General features: G+C 44.8%; 12 protein-coding genes. 4 read left to right on the top strand and 8 right to left on the bottom strand.

Annotated features, from left to right (window positions below; all coding sequences use genetic code 11):
• The first annotated feature begins 45 nt into the window (after positions 1 to 45).
• The gene (locus JGK36_RS25965) at positions 46 to 1,212 is read left to right on the top strand and encodes a pyridoxal phosphate-dependent aminotransferase (RefSeq protein WP_293179767.1); all 1,167 of its coding nucleotides are present in this window, start codon (positions 46 to 48) and stop codon (positions 1,210 to 1,212) included.
• A 171-nt stretch (positions 1,213 to 1,383) separates the two neighbouring features.
• Here JGK36_RS25965 and JGK36_RS25960 read toward each other — a convergent pair whose 3' ends face one another.
• Together JGK36_RS25960 and JGK36_RS25955 are read right to left on the bottom strand one after the other, a co-directional pair.
• Entirely contained in the window at positions 1,384 to 2,157 is a 774-nt protein-coding gene (locus tag JGK36_RS25960; RefSeq protein WP_293179764.1) for an RNA polymerase sigma factor SigF, read from the bottom strand.
• A 725-nt stretch (positions 2,158 to 2,882) separates the two neighbouring features.
• On the bottom strand, positions 2,883 to 3,728 hold the full coding sequence (locus JGK36_RS25955; RefSeq protein WP_293179762.1) for a photosystem II manganese-stabilizing polypeptide: 846 nt from the start codon (positions 3,726 to 3,728) through the stop codon (positions 2,883 to 2,885).
• A gap of 399 nt (positions 3,729 to 4,127) precedes the next feature.
• Here JGK36_RS25955 and JGK36_RS25950 point away from each other — a divergent pair, with 399 nt between their 5' ends.
• Positions 4,128 to 4,490, top strand: coding sequence for a hypothetical protein (locus tag JGK36_RS25950; protein ID WP_293179759.1), 363 nt, complete (start codon positions 4,128 to 4,130; stop codon positions 4,488 to 4,490).
• Between the two features lie 95 nt (positions 4,491 to 4,585).
• Here JGK36_RS25950 and JGK36_RS25945 read toward each other — a convergent pair whose 3' ends face one another.
• From JGK36_RS25945 to JGK36_RS25930, 4 genes are read right to left on the bottom strand one after another with little or no spacing between them, the layout of a single operon-like run.
• Entirely contained in the window at positions 4,586 to 6,112 is a 1,527-nt protein-coding gene (locus tag JGK36_RS25945) for a calcium-binding protein (RefSeq protein ID WP_293201173.1), read from the bottom strand.
• Positions 6,113 to 6,146: 34 nt separating this feature from the next.
• Entirely contained in the window at positions 6,147 to 6,371 is a 225-nt protein-coding gene (locus JGK36_RS25940; RefSeq protein WP_293179753.1) for a hypothetical protein, read from the bottom strand.
• Between the two features lie 20 nt (positions 6,372 to 6,391).
• Complete coding sequence (locus JGK36_RS25935; RefSeq protein ID WP_293179750.1) at positions 6,392 to 7,753, bottom strand: response regulator; 1,362 nt, start codon at positions 7,751 to 7,753, stop codon at positions 6,392 to 6,394.
• A 12-nt stretch (positions 7,754 to 7,765) separates the two neighbouring features.
• Positions 7,766 to 10,525, bottom strand: coding sequence for a hybrid sensor histidine kinase/response regulator (locus JGK36_RS25930; protein ID WP_293197238.1), 2,760 nt, complete (start codon positions 10,523 to 10,525; stop codon positions 7,766 to 7,768).
• 412 nt (positions 10,526 to 10,937) lie between these two features.
• Between JGK36_RS25930 and JGK36_RS25925 the strand changes: the two genes are divergently transcribed.
• Positions 10,938 to 11,156 (top strand): hypothetical protein, encoded by a 219-nt coding sequence (locus JGK36_RS25925; protein ID WP_293179744.1) that lies wholly within the window; start codon positions 10,938 to 10,940, stop codon positions 11,154 to 11,156.
• 180 nt (positions 11,157 to 11,336) lie between these two features.
• On the opposite strand, the gene JGK36_RS25920 is transcribed toward JGK36_RS25925, so the two are convergent.
• A complete protein-coding gene (locus JGK36_RS25920; RefSeq protein ID WP_293179741.1) occupies positions 11,337 to 16,781 on the bottom strand; it encodes an ATP-binding sensor histidine kinase in 5,445 nt (1,814 codons plus the stop codon).
• 165 nt (positions 16,782 to 16,946) lie between these two features.
• Positions 16,947 to 17,933 carry an AEC family transporter gene (locus JGK36_RS25915; RefSeq protein WP_293197240.1) on the bottom strand — a complete coding sequence of 329 codons (987 nt, stop codon included), beginning with the start codon at positions 17,931 to 17,933 and terminating at the stop codon, positions 16,947 to 16,949.
• Positions 17,934 to 18,182: 249 nt separating this feature from the next.
• Between JGK36_RS25915 and JGK36_RS25910 the strand changes: the two genes are divergently transcribed.
• Positions 18,183 to 20,714: a VWA domain-containing protein gene (locus JGK36_RS25910; protein ID WP_293193457.1), complete on the top strand. Its 2,532-nt coding sequence runs from the start codon at positions 18,183 to 18,185 to the stop codon at positions 20,712 to 20,714.
• The last annotated feature ends 117 nt before the right edge of the window (positions 20,715 to 20,831 follow it).

Below are 20,831 nucleotides of genomic sequence, written 5' to 3'. Positions count from 1 at the left end.
TGTCAACCTATGATCTAAAGTCAAAAATATAATATCTAAAATCCAATGATCAAGTTGGCAGCACGAGTGGGTGAGGTTCCTCCTTCCATAACCTTGGCGATCGCAGCTAAGGCAAAAGCTATGAGGGCCGAAGGGATTGATGTATGTAGTTTGAGCACCGGAGAACCCGACTTTGATACCCCCGAACACATTAAAGCGGCGGCAAAGCAAGCTTTGGATGCGGGGAAGACTAAGTACGGCCCGGTGGCTGGGGAAGCGCAGTTGAAAGCTGCGATCGCCCGCAAACTCCGCAACGACAACAATCTCCACTATCAACCGGAAAATATCATTGTCACCAACGGCGGCAAGCACTCCCTCTACAATCTGATGATGGCTCTGATCGAGCCTGGAGATGAAGTAATTATTCCGGCTCCCTACTGGCTCAGCTATCCAGAAATGGTCAAACTCGCCAGCGGTAAGCCCGTAATTGTACGGACAGATGCTTCTACAGGATATAAAATTACACCGGAACAACTGAGTGCAGCGATTACTCCCAAAACCAAGTTATTCGTGCTGAATACGCCTTCTAACCCGACGGGAATGGTGTACACTCCAGCGGAAATTAAAGCGCTGGCCCAGGTGATAGTCGATCGAGATATTTTAGTCGTTTCTGACGAGATTTACGAAAAAATTATATATGACGGCGCCAAACACGTCAGCATCGGTTCCCTGGGCAAAGAAATCTTCGATCGCACCATCATTAGCAGCGGTTTTGCAAAAGGTTACTCAATGACAGGCTGGCGGATTGGCTATTTGGCCGGGCCGATCGAATTAATTAAAGCCACCAGCACCATTCAAGGACACAGTACCTCAAACGTGTGTACTTTTGCACAGTACGGCGCGATCGCAGCTTTGGAAAGCAGCCAAGAGTCTGTGGAAAAAATGCGGTTAGCTTTTGCCGATCGGCGTGAAGTAATATTTGAATTGCTTGAGGCGATCCCTGGAATTAGCTGCATCAAACCAGACGGCGCTTTCTATATGTTTGTCAATATCAGCAAAACTGGAATGACTTCTCTGCAATTTTGTGATGCTTTCTTAGAACAGCATCAAGTAGCAGTTATTCCAGGGATTGCGTTTGGTGCAGACGACCACATTCGCTTGTCTTATGCCACCGATTTAGGCACAATTAAAAAAGCTGTAGAAAGGCTCGATAAATTTGTCCGAAGCATCTAAAAATTAGTCAGTTGTCATTTGTTAGTTGGCAGTAGTCAGTTGGCTGTTGGCGGTTGTCAGCAGTCATTAGTGCGAGCGTCCCCGCTCGCGAACCTTATCATTAGTCAGTAGTCATTAGTAGTAACTGCTTTCCTCTCAACTGTCAACTGTCAACTGTCAACTGTCAACTGTCTAAAGCTGTTTGGTCATAATTTCCTTTAGCAAATCCAGTCCCTTCTTGACTCGCCGAGAAACAGTCACCGCGCTGATACCCAAGCGTTCGGCCGTTTCCTTCTGCGTCAAATCGTACAGAAAAACAAACTCCAATATCTCCCGAGTCCGTTGTTCCAACATCGCCAAAGCTTGCTGTACGCGAATTTGATCCTCTTGCGCCAACTGAAAACTCCGATACTTGCTATCGGGCACCAATTCTCCCAGACAAGTCGCGCCCTCATCTTCATCTTGCACTGGCGCGTCTAAACTTAAAGGCGATCGGTTGAGATGCGCTAACTTAATTTCTTGCCATTCTGCCACAGAAACCTCAAGCACTGCTGCTACTTCAGCATCCGTAGGTTTGCGGTTGAACTGTACCTGCAAATCCTTGATCGCTGCGACAGACTTGCGTTCCAGGGCCAACCAGTGGCGGGGAACTCGCACAGAAGGGCTTTTGTCCCGCAAGTAGTGTTGAATTTCGCCGCGAATGTAGGGAATTGCAAAGGAACTAAAAGCGTGTCCCTTCGAGATATCAAATCGCTCGATCGCCCTAATCAACCCAATACACCCAACTTGCTGCAAATCATCGTAGCTTTCACCGCACTGATTGATCCAGTGGTAAACTTCTTTTCGCACCAGTCCAATATTCAGTTGAACTAACTGATTGCGGACTTCATTCGAGCCAGAATGTTGGTACTCGCGCAACAATTGCAAATTTTCGCTTTTTAGCTCGTTGGGGATTGTGGTAGACATGGTTGCATAAAGGTTGGTAGAGCAGGGGACTGATGTTGCTTTAGACCTAGTTTTTAATCTAGTCTAAAAAAATTAATCTTGCTGTGGTGTAATCCTAGCACTTATATATCTGTGACAGCAGACACACCAGTCAAAATTTGGGACTGTGCATGGATTTGAGGGAATTAGTCAATTTTAAATTTTAGATTTTAAATTTACTCCACAGATTAATTTAGGAGCTTCTATTTGGGTCTAAAATTTGGCGATCGACTTTAAGCGATCGTCAGGGCTTCCGTTTTTGGTCGGGGTCATCCCAGAAGTGTTCAGCAAAATCCGTATTTTACCAGAAAGAATTGGTTGAAAGCCCGCCCGCCTAATCGGGAGAAATTAAAATCAGACTATTCATTACTCCAATCCTCTTACTTCTAGGTAGAGGTCGCTCTTAAACTGTCAACTGTCAACTGTCAACTGTCAACTGTCAACTGTCAATTGAATGATGTTTATTTTTCACACCATATTGTAGTGGCAAATTTGTTTAAACGCAATACTTCAATTAATCAAAAATCCTAATTTAATAACTGGCAACTCAATAACACTTTAAGCATAGATTTAGTCATTAGTCAACAGTCTTCAGTTATCTTTCTAAAGACTGTTGACTAATGAAAGGCGAGCAGTAGCTTTAGGACAAAAAACTGCTCAAGTTCGTTGGCGAAGCCCTCGCAGAGGATCGATCCAGAAAGACAATTTTACGAAACAGAAGGCTCAATCCGAGCGTAAAACAAACCACGAATTTTCACGTCCAGAGCAGGTCTAGCTCCCAAATCAGTATCAGAAGGCTGCACGCTTTCAAAAATCCCCCCAATTTCGCCAGTAGCGCTGTTGACCTTAGCAATTTGGAGAGAAATTTTGCCAGCCTTGGTACGGGTGTCAGCTAACTTAACATTAGAGCGTTTCAGCTTGGAATTGTCAGTAGCCGGCAACGCGACAGCATTGTCGTAGCCCGTCGATACACCGCGACCTTTAGGATCTAAAAAGCCTGCGCTGCGGTAAGAAGGAACGTTAAATTCCCCTTGAAAATCGGTAGAAGTATTGAGCGCAACGACTCCCGGATCGGAAGTAGCCACTAACTCTTTAATGGTGAACAAGAAAGGTACTTGCTCTCCACCCGGTAACTGAACTGTAATTGCTTGAAAGTCCAAGCCGTCCTCTTCTGTAAAAGTCAGAGTACCGTCATTACCAACCTTGAGCGTACCTTGAACTTGGTCAATGCTCGACGTGAACCGTGTCAACAATTTACCAGGCACAAATTCTGCCTCTTGGCGTTTGTTGGCTGCTTCTTCCTTCACAAAGTAAGTTGTGGGCTGCAAACACATACCAGCCAGTTTATAGGTGCCACCCGCTTCAATGGGGATCGATCCCCGAGAAGTTTCTGCCAAGCTAGGGCAGTTATTGGCCAATCCTGTACCTCTAATCTCGTCGTAGGTGAGCAACTCGGTAGTCGCCACCGTCGTATCAGTAGGAGCAGAAGAACAAGCAACCAGCGCACTCATGCAAAATGCTAAAAGTGCAACAATTAAAGCACGATATTTCATTTCCAACCTCAATATCCAACATCGGATTATATTAAGAAAAAGCCCTAGTTCGAGCAAAATATAATTGCCCGCCGGCAGGCTAGGCCAGCGCCATAGCAGCATTTAGATCCAGATCGCTTGCTTCACCGACACTGGCTTTCACTCAAAAAATCGAGCTAGTGCGGTGAAAATAAGCAAGAACTTATGATTTCTCAATCATGTTCGGATCGCAGCCCAATACACATGGTACGACGGGTTGTGCTCTTTTCCTGACTTGGATTGGAAATAAATCTTGCGATCGTCAACCCACTTAAGTTACGTTGCTTATTGGCCCCGAATGGCGATCGCCACTAGCTCGATTAGTCGGCTCACCAAAAGGCTGGGGACAAACGCCTTGTAGATTTCAAAGGAAGCAGCGGTATGGACAACGGCAAAAATTTAGAGTCAGAAAAGTTGCAGTCTCAACTGCAATCGCTGACAGAGGCGATTCGGACTTTAGCCGAAAGTTGTCAGGGAGACAGTGTGCTGCTTTTGACCCTGCTGCGGGCCCTGGAAGCTTCGCACCAGGAAATTCGGGACGGTTTGTTCCAAGCATCTTTTCCCGACAACCGCCAAGCAGTTTACAAACTGCTCAGGAATATTGAAGCCAATGGCGGCTGGCCTTACATCCAGCGTATGAAACTTCGATCGATCTTGGGGTACGCCCAACAATTATCTCCACTAGAAGATGATCCGGCCAAGTCTGAAAATGACTCGGCCGGGACTGAGGAAGACCTTAAATAGTGATGAGTTTTGAGTTTGTGACGTTGACATTAACTCAAAACTCATCACAGAAGGGCGCTGTTGCACCTAGAACCCGAAAGGTGTAGGAGGTACGGCTATCGGACTCGGCAGCATCGCAGGAAATACCGGCATCTGGCCGGGCATCGGCAAAAGTCCTGGAGTAGGCGTCGGGGCGATCGACTTAAAGTCGTAGTCGTCGGAGTTGGAGTCGTAGTCGTCGGAGTTGGAGTCGTAGTCGTCGGAGTTGGAGTCGTAGTCGTCGGAGTTGGAGTCGTAGTCGTCGGCGTTGGAGTCGTAGTCGTCGGAGTTGGAGTCGTAGTCGTCGGAGTTGGAGTCGTAGTCGTCGGAGTTGGAGTCGTAATCGTCGGAGTTGGAGTCGTAATCGTCGGAGTTGGAGTCGTAATCGTCGGCGTTGGAGTCGTTTCCGTTCCCGTAGTAGTCGTAGTAGTCGTAGTCGTAGTCGTCGTAGTCGTCGGCCTGGGGGAAAACGTCCCACTCACACTGATAAAATCAGTGGCATCGATCAGCGCCGACGGAGTGTTGACCAAAATTGCTAACAGCTTCCCGTCGATCGTAATTACCGTATCTCTGAGATTGGCACCATTACCTTGGCGAACTTGCAATTGACTGAAAGATAAACTGCTCGGCAGCCCAAAGAAATCCTCAGCCTCATTGTAATCAGTAATTAAAACCAAACTTCCCGGGCCGGCTCCCAATCCAAAAATATCACTGCCGCTACCGCCAGTTAGAGTATCGGAACCCTCACCTCCAACCAGAGAATCATTACCCTCTGCCCCAAATAAATTGTCATTGCCAAAACTACCCAAAATTGTATCGTCGCCCAGACCTCCGGCCAAAGAATCATCGCCAAAACCGCCGTCGAGAACATCATTACCTTTGCCACCAAATAGGAAATCATTACCTTCATCTCCCATGAGGCAGTCGTCACCTTGATCGCCGCGAATGGTATCCAAACCGCTGCCACCAGAAAGTGTATCGTCAGCCTTGCCGCCGAATAGTTGGTCGTTGCCGGATTCTCCCAAGAGCGAATCTCTGCCAGCATTGCCATACAAAGTATCGTCACCGTCACTGCCGGCCAAATAGTCGTTGCCATCAAGGCCAAACAGTTGATCTCGCCCGCTACCGCCGTTGAGAGAATCGTTCCCAAAATCCCCGTAGAGATAGTCATCATCACTATTTCCGAACACGGAATCGTCGCCGTCATTCCCTCTGAGGGTATCGTTGCCAGTACCCCCGGCAATCACATCATTGCCTCCGTTACCACGAACCAAGTCGTCCCCTGCATCTCCCAACAAGCTGTCTAACCCGTCGTTGCCATCGAGAGTATCGTTACCCAAACCGCCGCGAACCGAGTCGTCCCCATTGCCACCGGAAAGAAAATCGCGGCCTTGGTTGCCAATGAGCTCGTCATTTCCTTCACCCCCAAGCAGCGAATCTGCTCCATCGCCTCCGAGAAGCTGATCGTTGCCTGCGTCGCCCTCTACGGTATCATCTCCATTCGCGCCCAGCAGTGTGTCATCGCCATCTAAGCCGCGAATTCGATCGCCCTGCGGAGTACCTAGAATAAAGTCGTTGCTGTCCATGCCGATCAGGTTTGCCATAGGGGATACACCGCTCCTCAATAAAATAAATTGTTTAAAGTATGTCAATCGCCTTCGTGACAAGGGATTGCTGCTCGCCTACGTTAGCATAGTTGAGATTTTGGCAATCTGGCGCAGGAGTGCCGGAAATTTTGCCAGTGTCTGGAGTGGTGGCAAATAGGTTCGATCGTTCGCACTTAAAGTCCAATCGCAAAGCAGAAGAGCTTAAAATCGCGATCGTCAAGAATGACGAATGTTCGCTCGGGGGGGACGATCGCACTTCTGACCAATGACCAATGACTAATGACTTTCTTGGCTAACAGGTAACACGATCGCAAATTCAGTCCCCTTTCCCAGATAGGAATTCACCTCAATTGTACCGCCGTGGGTCTCGACCACGATTTGACGGGCGATCGCCAATCCCAACCCCGTCCCTTTACCCACTCCCTTAGTGGTAAACAGGTGGTCGAAGATGCGATTTTTTACCTCGGACGACATTCCCTTGCCGTTATCGGCGATCGTAATTTTGACGCTCTTATCTTCTAAAGAGGTAGTAATGACAATTCGATTGGGAGCCAGTTGAATATCGGCATAACTGCGTCCGAAATTTGATTCATCCAGAGCCTCGATCGCATTTGCCAAAATATTCATAAATACCTGGTTTAACTGTCCGGCATAGCATTCTACCATAGGAATTTTACCGTATTTTTTAACAACTGCTATTTCCGGGCGATTTTCCGACGCTTTGAGGCGATGTTTTAAAATTAAAATAGTGCTATCAATACCTTCATGAAGGTTGAAAGGAATGGGGAGCTCGCTATCGGCACGAGAAAATGTCCGCAAGCTCGTGCTAATGTCTTTAATCCGGTGCGCTCCTTCTCGCATTGAATCAATTAACTTCGGTAAATCTTCGCGGATGTATTCAAGATCGATCGCTGCTATTTCTTCTTGAATTGCCTCGCTGAAACTACCAGATTCTTGCTTGACTAAATCGAGCAAGCCAAACAAATCTTTGATGTAGTCTAAAGCGTGTTGAATGTTGCCGCTAATAAAGCCAACCGGATTGTTAATTTCGTGGGCAACCCCAGCCACCAAGTTACCCAAAGCTGACATTTTTTCGCTTTGTACCAATTGTAATTGAGCAGAGTGAAGTCGATCGTATTGTTGTTTCAATTCTTGATTAGCTTGCTCTAATGCCTGATTCATCGACTGGAGTTGGCGATTCTGTTCGGCTAGTTGTTGAGCTTGTAGAGAATTTTCCTGTTTCAATAGTTTTTGTAAGCGACTGAGTTCTAAATGAGTAGAAATCCGAGCTAAAACTTCCTCTGCTTGAAATGGTTTCGTGATGTAGTCCACTCCACCTACACTAAAAGCTTTCACCTTATCCATCATTTCATCCAAAGCACTGATGAAAATCACCGGAATATCGGCAGTTGATTCGTTAGCTTTGAGATGTTGACAAACTTCGTAGCCATCCATTTGTGGCATTTGAATATCCAGCAAAATCAAACTAGGAGATGATTGTTCAATAACTGCTAAAGCTAACTTGCCGCTGGGAAATGCTCGCGTCAGGTAGCCCTTTTCCTTGAGAAGATTGACAAGCAGATGTAAATTGGCGGGTGTATCATCAATAATAAAAATTTGACCTTTACTCTCGTTCATATTTTACTCCTTTTAGGATATAGCAGCCGCAATTAAGTTCAAAATCTTCTCATATTCAAAGTTATGCAAACTCTTCCCGAGTTCCTCAGCTAAAAACCGATCGCGATTAGCTATTTGTTGCACCAACTCAGCCATCAACTCCTCATCTGAAAACATCACTGCCTCTTGTAGTTGAGCTAATATATCCCTGGGAATTTCTGCCAGCGTCTCTACATTTAAAATTACTTTGGGAGTTTTTATTTTCTCATTTTCATGACTTAAATCTTCATAAACATATTTCACTCCTATCTGCTTATTCATGGCAATAAATATTTCTTGCTCTCGAAACGGTTTTCTCAAGAAATCATCGCAACCCGCCGCTAGTACCACGGCTCTCTCTTCTTCTAATACGCTAGCAGTTAAAGCAATAATTGCCGTTGCTTGACCTTTAGTGTAAGATTTAATTGTTTTAGTCGCCGTGTAACCATCGATCACAGGCATCCGCATATCCATCCAAATTAAATGTGGCTCCCACTCCTGCCAAATAGCCACTGCTTCTTGTCCGTTACAGGCTTCCTGAAGTTCAAATCCCAAGGGAGATAGCAGTTTAATTAATAACTGACGGTTTGTCGGTTTGTCGTCCACAATCAGAATCCGATATCGCGGTTGATTTGGCTCTAGAGCTATGATGCGCCGAGTCGGTTGCTGGGCGACAATATCGCTGGCTTCTACCTCAGTAAGTTGAATATCAAACAGGAAATTCGTGCCTTGTTCTACTACACTTTTTACTGTAATATCTCCCCCCATGAGACGCACGAATTGGCTGCTGATAGGCAAGCCCAAACCCGTACCTTCTTGAGCTTGTTTTCCGGTTTCTGTTTGCGTGAAAGCTTCAAACAAATTCCCAATTTCTTCAGGCCCAATCCCGGCTCCTGAATCTTCGATTTCAAAATGTATGGTGTGGGTTTTGTCGGCAGTTTCTTTAACGGTTACTCTGACGGAAATACCTCCTTCTTGAGTAAATTTGATGGCGTTGTTAATGATGTTAATCAGCACTTGACGCAATTTCACGTCATCGGTACGGACGTAGCGAGGTAGATGGGGTGCTGATTCCATGAGTAACTGCAAACCTTTCTCTTCTGCCTTCATTTCAAACATATCGTGTATGTCCTCAAGTAGCCGATGCAAGTCGAAGTTTTTTTGGTTGAGAGTGGTTTTGCCTGCTTCGATTTTAGACAGATCGAGGACGTTGTTAATTAGGGTGAGCAGGTGTTCGCCACTGCGAGAGATGATGCCGACACTTTCTTGATGTTCGGGAGGCAGAGTTTGAGAGCGAGTCATGATTTGAGAAAAGCCTAGAATGGCGTTGAGGGGAGAGCGCAATTCGTGGCTCATGTTGGCAATAAATGTGCTTTTTGCCTGATTGGCTACGTCGGCTTTTTCTTTAGCTATTACTAATTCTGCTGTTCTTTCTTCTACTCGGTGTTCGAGTTCATTGAAAGAGGTTTTGAGTTGTCCTGCCATCTGATTGAATGAGATAGCTAATTCTCCTAATTCATCAGCGCGATCTAAATCTACAGCCTGACTTAAATCTCCTCGGGCAATAGCTTTAGATGCTTGATTGAGGCGGCGAATTGGTTGTGTCACCCATCGAGCAGTGACAAAACAGACCCCAGTTGCTACTATTAATGCTGCCATGCACAACAGTATAGTTGTCTGAGTATTGGAGTTAATTTGCTCCATGAAATCTGCTTCTGGAACTACTACAATTACTAACCAATCAAGTCCAAAATTATCTTGGAAGGGCATAACTTGAATAAATTGTAGCTGACCAGAGATGGTGAATTCTAGTTGTTGTTCCTGTTTTATATTACTCAAATTGTCAAATTTTTTGGTTAAACTTTGAGCAGTTGCGCTAATTAACTTATCCTTACTGTCTAATGCTTTAAGGCGTTGGGGTTTTGCATCCTTTTGATTTTCTAATGTAAATAGCTGCTGTTTGGTTGAACTTGCTACTAAAAATCCAGATTTTTCGATAATAAAAACCTGCCCTGACCGACCGATTTTGAGATTATTTAGAAATTGACTAATAGCTTTTAACGAAAAAGTAGTACCAATAAAATATTGAATTTTTCTGCTATCATTATAAACAGGCGATATAGCAGTTATCTGCGGTTGGAGGCTAATAAATTCAGGATAAATTTCACTCCAAGCCTGCTTTCTTTTCCGTTCGTCATTAATGAACCAAGGTCGGATATAAGGATTAAATTTTGTGGTACTTTTTTCTAGATTTTCCGTGCGATTTCCCCGAGCATCTATTTTGGAAAAATAAGGGTAAAAGCCTGTATTACTGTTACTCATATAAAATTGCAGTGAATTATCTTTAGCCCTCCGCTCAATTCCAAATAAATCTCCTTGCGCCGAACACAAAGAAATCCAGCTTACATAATCAAAAAACTGCATTTGTTGCCAAAGTAATCGATCGGCTTTTGGATTCTGTTTCTTCAAATCGAAACTCAATTCCCTGCGAGCAATCGCATCTGCATTCAGCCTGTTAATCAGAAAAGGTTTCTCTAGATAATTGTCCAGATACATTTTGACTCGATCGCTAACTTCGCTTCGCAGTTGAGCCGCTACATCATTAACAGCTTTCTGCCCGTTACGCAAGGACAGATAGCTAACCAATCCTACAGCAGCAAATATTTGCAGTACAAAAGGCACAATTAAGACTGTTCGCAGGGAAACTTGCCTGGAAGTTTGAGAAAAAATGTAATTTAACTTTTTGAGTGTCACGATCGCTTACAAGTTGCTAGGATTACTAATTTGATTTTTTTAAAGGATACTCTAAAATTTGGTATTTCGTTCTTGATAGCCAGCAGTTTTCAAAGCACCAGAAAACACAGACAAGTTAGTAGCGTTGTCATCCACGATCGAGATAAACGGTTGGGTTTGGCATGGCATGGGTTTCGGCTTCTATTAAGCGAGGTAGTTTTGGATAAATGTTCGCAGTTGTGGCTCTTCATTACCTTTTATGCTAATTTATTAATTAAACATCATAAATTGCCTGTAAAATCAACGATTCTAGTGGATGGTCGCGAAAGTCAGCACCTCAAATGATAGCCATAACGAATAGACTTATTGACCAGAAAGGGTTTCAGCCAACTTCACGGACACTTTTAGCATAACAAGTAATGAAGAGCCGCAGTTGTTTGAGTTCGCAAGCTTCAGCAAGGCGGATAACTTCTCGGCTAAAAGCCGTCGCATTTGCATCCTGAAGTTCCCCGGCGACTTCGATATCTTCGATCGCCTCGCCCGAACAATTTATATAGATCCCAACTCGATCGATATTTTAACTTGCGGTTGCTGGTATTGTAAACGATCGGGAATTACGCAGACGCGATGGAAAACTGGGTTTTTGACTTGACATTTCAGGACGCATTTCGATCCGCGATCTGCAGTAGATTGCTGGTTTCTGAAGTACATTCAATAGCCTGTAGGGACACGGCATTGCCGTGTCCCTACCTCTGGTATGTCCCGAACATACCTGAAAAATGCTGTAATTTACTTGATGTTTAACATTCTAGGCATCAACTTGTCAAAAATATTATCCCGCATAAATGGGAAGGGTAATGATAAATTCTGTACTTTGTCCTGGAGTAGAATTAACTGTGATATTACCGCCATGTTTTTCGACAATAATTTGACGGGCGATCGCCAATCCCAATCCCGTGCCTTGCCCCACAGCTTTTGTGGTAAATAAATGGTCGAAAATCCGCTCTTTTACCTCGGACGACATTCCCTTGCCGTTATCGGCGATCGCAATTTTCACAGATTCACCTTCTACCATTGTGCGAATAGTAATCCGATTTGGATTGTTTTCAATTGCCGCAAAACTTCGTCCATAATTTGATTCATCTAGGGCATCGATCGCATTGCTGAGCAAATTCATAAAAACTTGGTTCAGTTGACCGGGAAAACATTCGATTTGAGGCAGATTTCCGTAATCGGTGACAACTTCGATCGCCGGACGGTGTTCGTTAGCTTTCAGCCGGTGTTTGAGAATTAAGAGCGTACTGTCAATGCCATCATGAATATTAAAGGGAACTTTGTAGTCTTTGTCAGCCCTGGAGAAGGTGCGGAGGCTGGTGCTGATGCCGCGAATGCGATCGCACCCTACTTTCATTGATGACAGCATCTTGGGCAAATCTGATAAGGCATACTCCAAATCAATATCCTCAGCATCTTGTTCGATTTCTTTGCCGGGATTTGGCAGCTTTTCTTGATATAATCTCAAGTGGTTAATCACATCTTTGATGGTAGTCGTTGCTTCGTCAATATTGCCGTTAATAAAGCCGACAGGATTGTTGATTTCGTGGGCGACTCCGGCGACGAGATTGCCCAAGGCGGACATTTTTTCGCTCTGTACGAGCTGTAACTGGGCTTGTTGCAAGTCAAAGAGCGATCGTTCTAATTTTTGGGCATAAGCTTGAGATTGTTGGTACAAGCGGGCATTTTCGAGCGAAATCGCTGCTTGGGCGCACAACATTTGGATGACTTGAGTGCGATCGCCAGTAAATGCCCCAATAGTCAAGTTATTTTCTAGATACAGCAACCCAATTAATTTACCTTGATGCAAAATCGGCCCGCAAAGAAGACTTTTGGGTTTTTGCTCCATCAAATACGGCTCTGCCATAAAATCGTTTTGTGCTGCTGCATTATCCAAAACAACAGTTTTCAAAGTGCGCTTGACGTAGTTAACCGCAGCAGCAGGAACCTCTGCACTAGCTGACAGCGGCACAGACATTGAGATGACATTTTCCTTGATAGAGGCGACAGCTTCGACTGCGAGATTCCCCTGCTTAACCAACAGCAGAACTGCTTTTGTAGCCCCGGCATTTTCGAGCAACACAGACATTAGTGCCGCCTGCAATTTTTCTAATTCAATTTCACTCGATAGAGCTTGGGAGGCTTTAAAAATAGTGTCTAAATCTAGGGCTTCGGAAATACTACTGCTGCTAGATTGAGTTGTTTGGAAGGTTTGATGTAAAACTGAGGATTGATTGATGGTTTGTAGCCGAATTTCGCTGATTGCAGAACGGTTTTGTTTGGTCTGAAATATGGGAGCAAGAAGTTCGGGATAGCGTTGTTCTAAGTCATCAATTTTGGCTTTTGCACCCCAGCGTGCATAACCGTAGTAGGCATTTGCCAAATAATCCTGGGCAATTTTTTCTTTACCCCAGTCTAGATAAAACTTGGCAGCAAGTTCGTTGGCGAGGGCTGCTTCATAGCCATACTCGTGAGTCTGAGCTTGGGCAATAGATTGGTCATACAAATCGATTGCTTCTGATTTTTGCCCGTTGAGCCGGGCTTTTTCTGCTTGGATCAAAAGGCACTTATGCTCAATATTTTCTGGACAATCTTGCTGCCAACGGGTTAACCGTTCTTCCAGAGGTAAGATGGCTTGCCAATGGGACTGACGCTCAGCAGCATCGTCAGCAATCTCAATCAGTGCCAAGTGCATGAGTATGACATAAAAGACACTGGACGGCACTTTGGCATGGCTGGGAACAGTTTCCTCAATGATGTGGAGTTGAGGAATTAATTTTGGATAGGTAGCTTGTTGATTGAACAGGAAAGCATGACGAATTTTGACCGAATAAAACCATGCCAAATGATAGGGCGCGTCGTGATATTTTTGCAAATACTCTGCTTCACTGAACCCTTCATCATCAAAGCTCAAGGGGGTGGTTGTTAACCCCAGAAGATGACGAATGGGTTGCAGCACACCAACGGTGAGGGCATCGAGATTCTCTAAACTTTTAATCTGACGAAGAAACTCTGTATGGGTTTGGGCGATCGCATACAGGTCATTCAAGTTTTTGCCATAGGTCAACCGATCGGAGCCACTTTGGATGATCGTGAAGCCTACGGTCAGCCAGTTCCCAGCATCCATCCCACACTTAAAAGCATTGTCATAGTAGGTATCGGCTGCTTGCAGGGGACGACTCCAACTATGCACATCGGCAGCAAACAGGAAATTGGTCATCCCCCGCACATCAGTATTATCAAATTGTTCACAAAGTCGTATCACTACATTACCAAATTGATAAGCTTGGGCAGCATCTTTGAGTAAGGCATTAGCGATTAGACCGTAACCCACATAGCCAAAGGGAGACATATCGCTGTTGCCGTGCTGTAACGACAAAGTTGTCATCTTAGCTAGTGCAAGTAGCGCCAACGTAGATTGACCATCCAGCCATGCTGCATAGAACAGAATTTGTAATATCCTCAACATTTCTGCAATGGTGTCATTCGTCATCTTTGGCAAACCAAGAATCGATTCAATTGCTTGCTGTTCTAAGAATTGATTGACCGCAGCAATTTGTTCATCGAGGCTGGCTTGGATGCTTTCTGGTTCTATGGGCATTCCCCAGCCCAGCAGTTGGAGGCTTTGGCGTTGAATGGCGATCGCTTCTTTATTGCGACCCTGAAGTTGGTATTGAGTCATCTGCACCCGATAAATCACCGCTTTGTCTAGGGGTGTTTGGGCTTGGGTCAGGGTGACCGCATAGAGTGTTTCTGCTTGGTCGAAATTACCACAGAGATAAGCGGCTTCTGAGGCATCTCGATGTAGGGCGTAGGCTAATTCATAGTCTACCTGCCAAGACTCAGCGGCTAATAAATCAATGCCAATTTCACAATAATTCTGAGCCGCTTGATAGGCGGCTGAAACTTTTGCCTTTTGTCCAGCTTGCAGATTTAACTTAGCCAGTTGGTATTTCTGGACTGGATTGGAGATCGTCGTTCTCCCTAAATTCAGTTGATTAACGATCTCAAAAATCTGTTCAACTTGTTCCTGCGGAGACAGATTCTTTAACAGTAAGTGACCAATTTTCCAGTGTGTCTGTTGTTTTTGGTCATCGGGAATCAGAGAATAGGCGGCTTGTTGGATGCGATCGTGCAAAAATCGATACGTTGGATTGACAGACTCCGGATAAGCTGACTGTTCTGTACCTTGAAAGAACTTATAGACTTGGCTCGTCGGTAGAATTAAGCCCTCTTGCAATGCTTTCCACAATGCAGTTGCGGCATCGGTTTGAGACTGCTCAGAGACGATCGCCAACGTCCCCAAATCAAACTGATTACCCACACAAGCCGCTAATTTGAGTACCTGTTGTGTCTCCAAGGGCAATTTCTGCAATTGCACTGCCATAAACTCAACAACATCATCAGTAAGCGCCAGCGCATTCACTTGGGCAATATCACATTCCCAATAACGGTGATCGCGATCGAACATGATGCAGCCCTCTTCATACAGAGCTTTAAGAAACTGTGTCGCAAAAAAGGGATTACCTTTCGTTTTGCGATCGATTAACTCCGTCAGCGGTTGAGCCAGTTCCCTCGAACAATTCAATGTATCGGCAACCAGATGATTGGTGTCATTAAACGCCAACGGTGCCAGAGTAATTGTGTTAACGATCGCGTTCGCTTTTCTGATTTCTTCTACGGTCAATATAAATGGGTGGATGGGTGAAACTTCATTGTCTCGATAGGCTCCCAACATCAGTAAATAGCTATTGTCACTCATCAATAGTTTGATCAACTGAAGTGAAGCCGAATCTGACCACTGCAAATCATCCAAAAACACCACCAGCGGATGCTCTGCGGTGGTAAAAACTCCAATAAATTTTTGGAATAATAAGTTAAATCGATTTTGTGCTGCACTGCCTGATAGTTCTGTTGCTGCGGGTTGCTCACCAATAATCAGTTCCAGTTCGGGAATTACCTCAATTAAAACTTGTCCGTTGTCTCCAACTTCTGAGAGAATTTTAGCTGTCCACGTTTGCAATTGAGCGTCTGATTCTGATAGCAATTGTCCCATTAAATCTCGCAAGGCTTGGACAAATGCTGAAAATGGAATATTGCGGTTAAATTGGTCGAATTTCCCTTTGATGAAATAACCCCGCTGCCGCACAATTGGTTTGTGGACTTCGTTAACTACAACTGTTTTCCCAATCCCGGAAAAACCAGCTACTAACATCATTTCGACCCCCCTCTGTCCCCCCGAGGTTCGGGGGGATGCAACCCGATCAAAGGCTTCGAGTAGGGTTTTTACTTCGGTTTCTCTCCCGTAGAGCTTCTCTGGTATGATAAAGCGATCGCACAAATCCCTCTGGGCTATGGCAAAACTTCCAATTTGACCACTTTCTTCTAGTTGACTCAAGCACAATTCTAAATCAAATTTTAGTCCTAAGGCGCTCTGATAGCGGTTTTCAGCATTTTTGGCCATCAATTTGCTGACAATCTCCGAGAGTACCTGCGGGATTTCCGGCTTAATTTCATGCAGCGATGGCGGTTGCTTGGCAATATGACAGTGCACCAATTCCATCACATCGTGGGATTGAAACGGCAATTCTCCCGCCAGCAATTCGTAAAAAGTCACGCCCAAAGAGTAAAAATCAGTGCGATAGTCAATGCCGCGATTCATCCTTCCAGTTTGTTCGGGAGACAAATAGCCGAGTGTCCCTTCCAGCACGTTAGGATTCATCAGGGTTTGAGTTTCCCTGGGCAGCAAAGATGCGATGCTAAAGTCAATTAGTTTGAGTTGTTTTGTTTCTGGATTAATTAAAATATTGGCGGGTTTAATGTCTTTGTGAATGATGCGGTGGCGGCAGAGTATATCTAATGTACTGCTGATGTCGATCGCCATTTGCAGAAAATCCCTCAAATTCGGCGCAGTTTCCGCTTGTTCCCTCCATTCCTTCAGAGAGATTCCCCCGAAGTCTTCCATTACCAGCGCATAGCTGTTTTGGTAAGCTTTTAAGCTGTAGGTTTCGATGATTCCGGGTAAATTGAGGTTTTTGGCGATCGTATACTGATTGCGAAATTGCACGAGTTCGCTAAAGCTGGGATACTTGCTGCACAAGACTTTGATGGCGACTGGCTGTTTGTCGCTAGTACGGAAACCTCGATAAACTAGGGTGCGAGTGCCTGAGTAAATGCGATCGACAATTTCATAACCTGTGAATGTAAAATTTTCAGTTGTCATACTTTGATTATCTGCCTCATCCGTAGGCTATTTGTAGCTTAACAGAAGGGAATAGAGTTCCAACTTCCATGATTGTTAAGTAAAATGAACATGACATAGATCGCTCAATTGTTGTGATTCATATCACTAAAACAACGCGCTGCTTAAACTAATCAGATTCTATTTTCATGAAAAACTAAATAGCAGCATCCAGATTGGAATAGTGAATAATAACGTAACGCAGCCAATGCCGATCGCAGTTACGGTCAATTCGCGATCGAGATTAAAAACTTCAGCCAGCAAAGTAGTACCAAAAGCCGGAGGCATTGCCATTTGCAGCACCAGCGAAAGCCGCGGCGCGCCCGTAATGCCAACAAACGTTAAACCCGCGCCAAATACCAAGGGAATTAACAGCATTTTAATTGACAGACAACTCAAAACTTGTTTGAGATTGTGCAAAGAATTCAACTTGCTCAACTGCATCCCGATCGTAATCAAAGATAAACTAATTACAGCCCAAGCACCTGTTGTTAACAAATCTTCGATTGGTGCCGGCAGTGGCCAATTGCGCGAGACAAATCCCATACCCAGAGCCCACAGTGCCGGATTCTGCAAAATTGCCCGCAGGGGACTTAACCAATGCTGGTGTAGATGGCTGTTACCGCAGCCAGAGGCGATCGCAATTCCGAGTAAATTGATTGCCGTACCAGTGCCCAGCAAGTCGTAAAACAACCCCCAAGCAAAGTGTTCCGGGCCCAACAAAGACAAGGTGATCGGAATGCCTAAAAAACCCGTATTACCAAACATCGCCGCTAATAAAAAACTGCCTTGAGTCGGCAAACTCCAAGCAGTTTTGGCTTCCGAGGTATTTTTGCCTGGATTAATAGTCTTGAGACGTTCCTCGCCCCAGCCGAAATTTATCGCAATCCAAGCAAGTCCGCCACCCGCTAGAATTGCCCCGCAAGCTATCAGCGGTGCAATCAAAATAGGACCAGACAAATTGGCGCGCCGGATAAAAGCAACAATGCTCAGCGGTGTGCCAAAAAAGAACAGAAACTTGGCTAAATAAGTAGAATAACTTCTCGGTAGCAGGCGGCCGAGAATGAATCCAAACGCTACCCATCCGATTAGATTTAGATAGAGTTTGAGCAGCGGATTTGCTAAATTAAGCATTATTGATTAAATATTTTAGGACTGGCGCGGGTGGTCAGAAACCGGGTTTTTACGAAAATATTTCGTTTTTACCCGCAGATTCGGTAAAAAACCCGGTTTCTGTGGCCTTGATGCACACTACTTTTGGCAACTGTTGCTAAGCATTAATGCTTATTTAGCCTAGCAGATAATTTTCCTCAACAGGCCTTGACACCGACAAAAGGGCGTGTCAAGATAGTGTTGAGGAATAAATCAACACGAGTGAAAAGTATGGCACGGCAAGCAAAACAATCATCTCAGGTCAAAAGTTCCAGCAGCCAAGCAGCCTCGAATAATCGCACCAAATTTACCCTCTACAATTTTGCCGGAAATGAAAAGGCATTCTATTTAGTCGATCGCCTCAATCTCGAAAGAACACCAGGCGATATCCCCGAAAAATCCGTCGCCCACAGCATCATCATTATCGATCGCTCCGGCTCGATGTATTCTGACTTAAAACCGCTGAAAGAAACCCTAGTCAAGCTTTTGACTTTAGACGAATATAACAATTACCAACTAATTGTCAGCCTCATTTCCTACGCTGACAATGGAGACGTAATTTGTCACTTCCAGCGAATTCCCATTCAAGAAGTGACGAAGATTGATTCTCAATACATCAAACAAATTAAAAATATCCAAACCGCTGGCTGTACCTGCATATCGCAGTCGATGCAGCTTGCTAAATCTCTCGTAAAAGCAGGAGAAGTGACAGCAATTAACTTGCACACAGACGGTTATGCAAATGACCCGAGTCCTAATGCCGAAGCGGCAAAACTAGCGGAAATCTGCAACGAACTTAAGGACATGGATGTGTTTGCCAACACGATATCCTATGCTTCTGCTGACTTCAAACTGCTCTCAAAAATCGCCAACACTTTATCGGGAAATTGCATCCGCGCTGGCGAAGTTAAAATGGTTTATGATGCTCTGTACGACAGCACAAAACTGTTAGGTGATTCGGTGGCGCCACCGCTGGAAGAACCGTTAATCAAGGAATACGATTATCAAGTTTTTGTTTCCAAAACTGGCAAAAAAATCAGCGGTTCATCGAGTACGCTGAAAATCTGCGGGCTGAAAGCAGACGATGCGGGACTGTTTTACAAGTATCAGCAAGTCACCAAAGATGAGTATGACAAATTAGAAGTTCCGGTTGCTCAAACTGATGAGTCGGTGTTTGCTTTTGCGAAAGCTAACCTCGCTGACGGCAATTTGAATACGGCGAAGTATGCGCTGGCGAGTACCTTCGATGCTACTTTGACGGAAAAACACGCGAAAGCTTTGACAAATGCTCAACTAGCCGAGTTTACGGAGGATTTGGAACGGGCTGTGTTTGCGCCTGATGTGTTGCAAAATCATGAAATTGGCGATCGGGTAAAAGTCAGCGATAAAATTTCCCTGCTGGAGTTGATCGAGATATTGGAGGAAAACAGCAACAGCATCATCATCAACTTGAAACACTTGCAAGAAAACTATCAGCGCAAAGGTTTGAAGCGAGTTGAAGGAAAGCGAGATGAAAACGGCAACCTTGTCAAGCCTTGGCTGAAAACAGAATTCTTAGATGGCGGCGAATACGTGCGGATGGGTTCATTTGCGATCAATCAAAATACCGCTACCATCAATATGCTGATTACCAGGAAAGTTAAACTGGTAAAAGTTGAGGATGGAAGTGCGATCGCAGAAGTGGCAGGAATTCTGGTGACAGACCTGAATACTTTCAACAACTATACCATTGTCAGCGACGGCGAAGTTAATATCAAGTCGCTGCGAACCAAAATCAGCAGCAAAGCAGTGTTTGATTTGCTCAAAAAATGCGGTGTCCTCCAACAAGACGGCTCGCCTGCGGGAGATTTTGACTTCCATTCGGAGTACGATATTAACTTAGACAGTTTGCCGGTAGTGCCGTTTGACGGACGTTACGGCAGCCTTGACGGAGTGTTTGAGGAACTCGCAAACATTAAAATTCTCTCCAGCATTCTCTCGGCTCATTTGAAGGAAGCATCCGAGAGTTATACGGCTCAACAGTTGGAAGAGTTGAAACAGCACTATCTGTCGAAAAGCCTTTATCTCAACTTTCCAACGACGACGGAGTACACAGAGTTGAAAAGTGCGATCGCGAATGGTACAGTAGATTCGCGAGTCAGCTACAAAATCGACATCGGCAGCAAAAACATCCTCAACTTCGCCAAACTGCACTCAGCCAACAAATTTCTCGATCGCCTGTACGAAGTTTACCACAAAAACACAGGCGAAAAGCTGGCAAAACCGACATTTCACATCACCTTAGATGAGCCTGTCGTCTTCGCACACAAAACAGTTTCATCCCGCACCAAAATCACCAAAGTTGACGACTTAATGAAACAAATTTTCGATGACTTTTTGGGATTGGAGAATAACGGAATTGTTAGCGCTACCTTAGCCAAAGTTGGTGCAGACAGCTTGCTGCGGCTTCTGCAAGCAAAATGGCAGGAAGAAGATGTCAAGCGAGACGAATTTGTCGCTGCTTTAACCCGTGCAAACGAGCAACTGGAAACCTACGCCGAAAAAGTGTATGCTGAGAAAGTTTCGCCGCTAGTTTTCTACATCGGTTCAACCGGACTTATTCCCGATGAAATGGAAGCGAAGGCGGCGACTGCTGAGGAAATTAATGCTAAATACGGCAACTTGCAATTCTCTAAAGATGAGCAAGAGGGGATGTTTTTTGAAGTCGGCGACTGCATAATTAGCGTGTACGCTAAAAATGAGTATTTCACGGTAGGAAAGTAGGAACAAAGGTTCGCAGTCAGGTACGTAGTTGCGCTTCAGCGCTCTTTCATACATAAGATAAAGAGCGCTGAAGCGCAACAACATACCTTTGCGGGATTATTTTTTAGGTACGTAGTT

The organism is Microcoleus sp. PH2017_35_SFW_U_B (assembly GCF_020737865.1).
Taxonomy (GTDB): domain Bacteria; phylum Cyanobacteriota; class Cyanobacteriia; order Cyanobacteriales; family Microcoleaceae; genus Microcoleus.
Note: the sequence above shows the minus strand (reverse complement) of the source record. Positions and strands in the feature narration are given on the sequence as shown.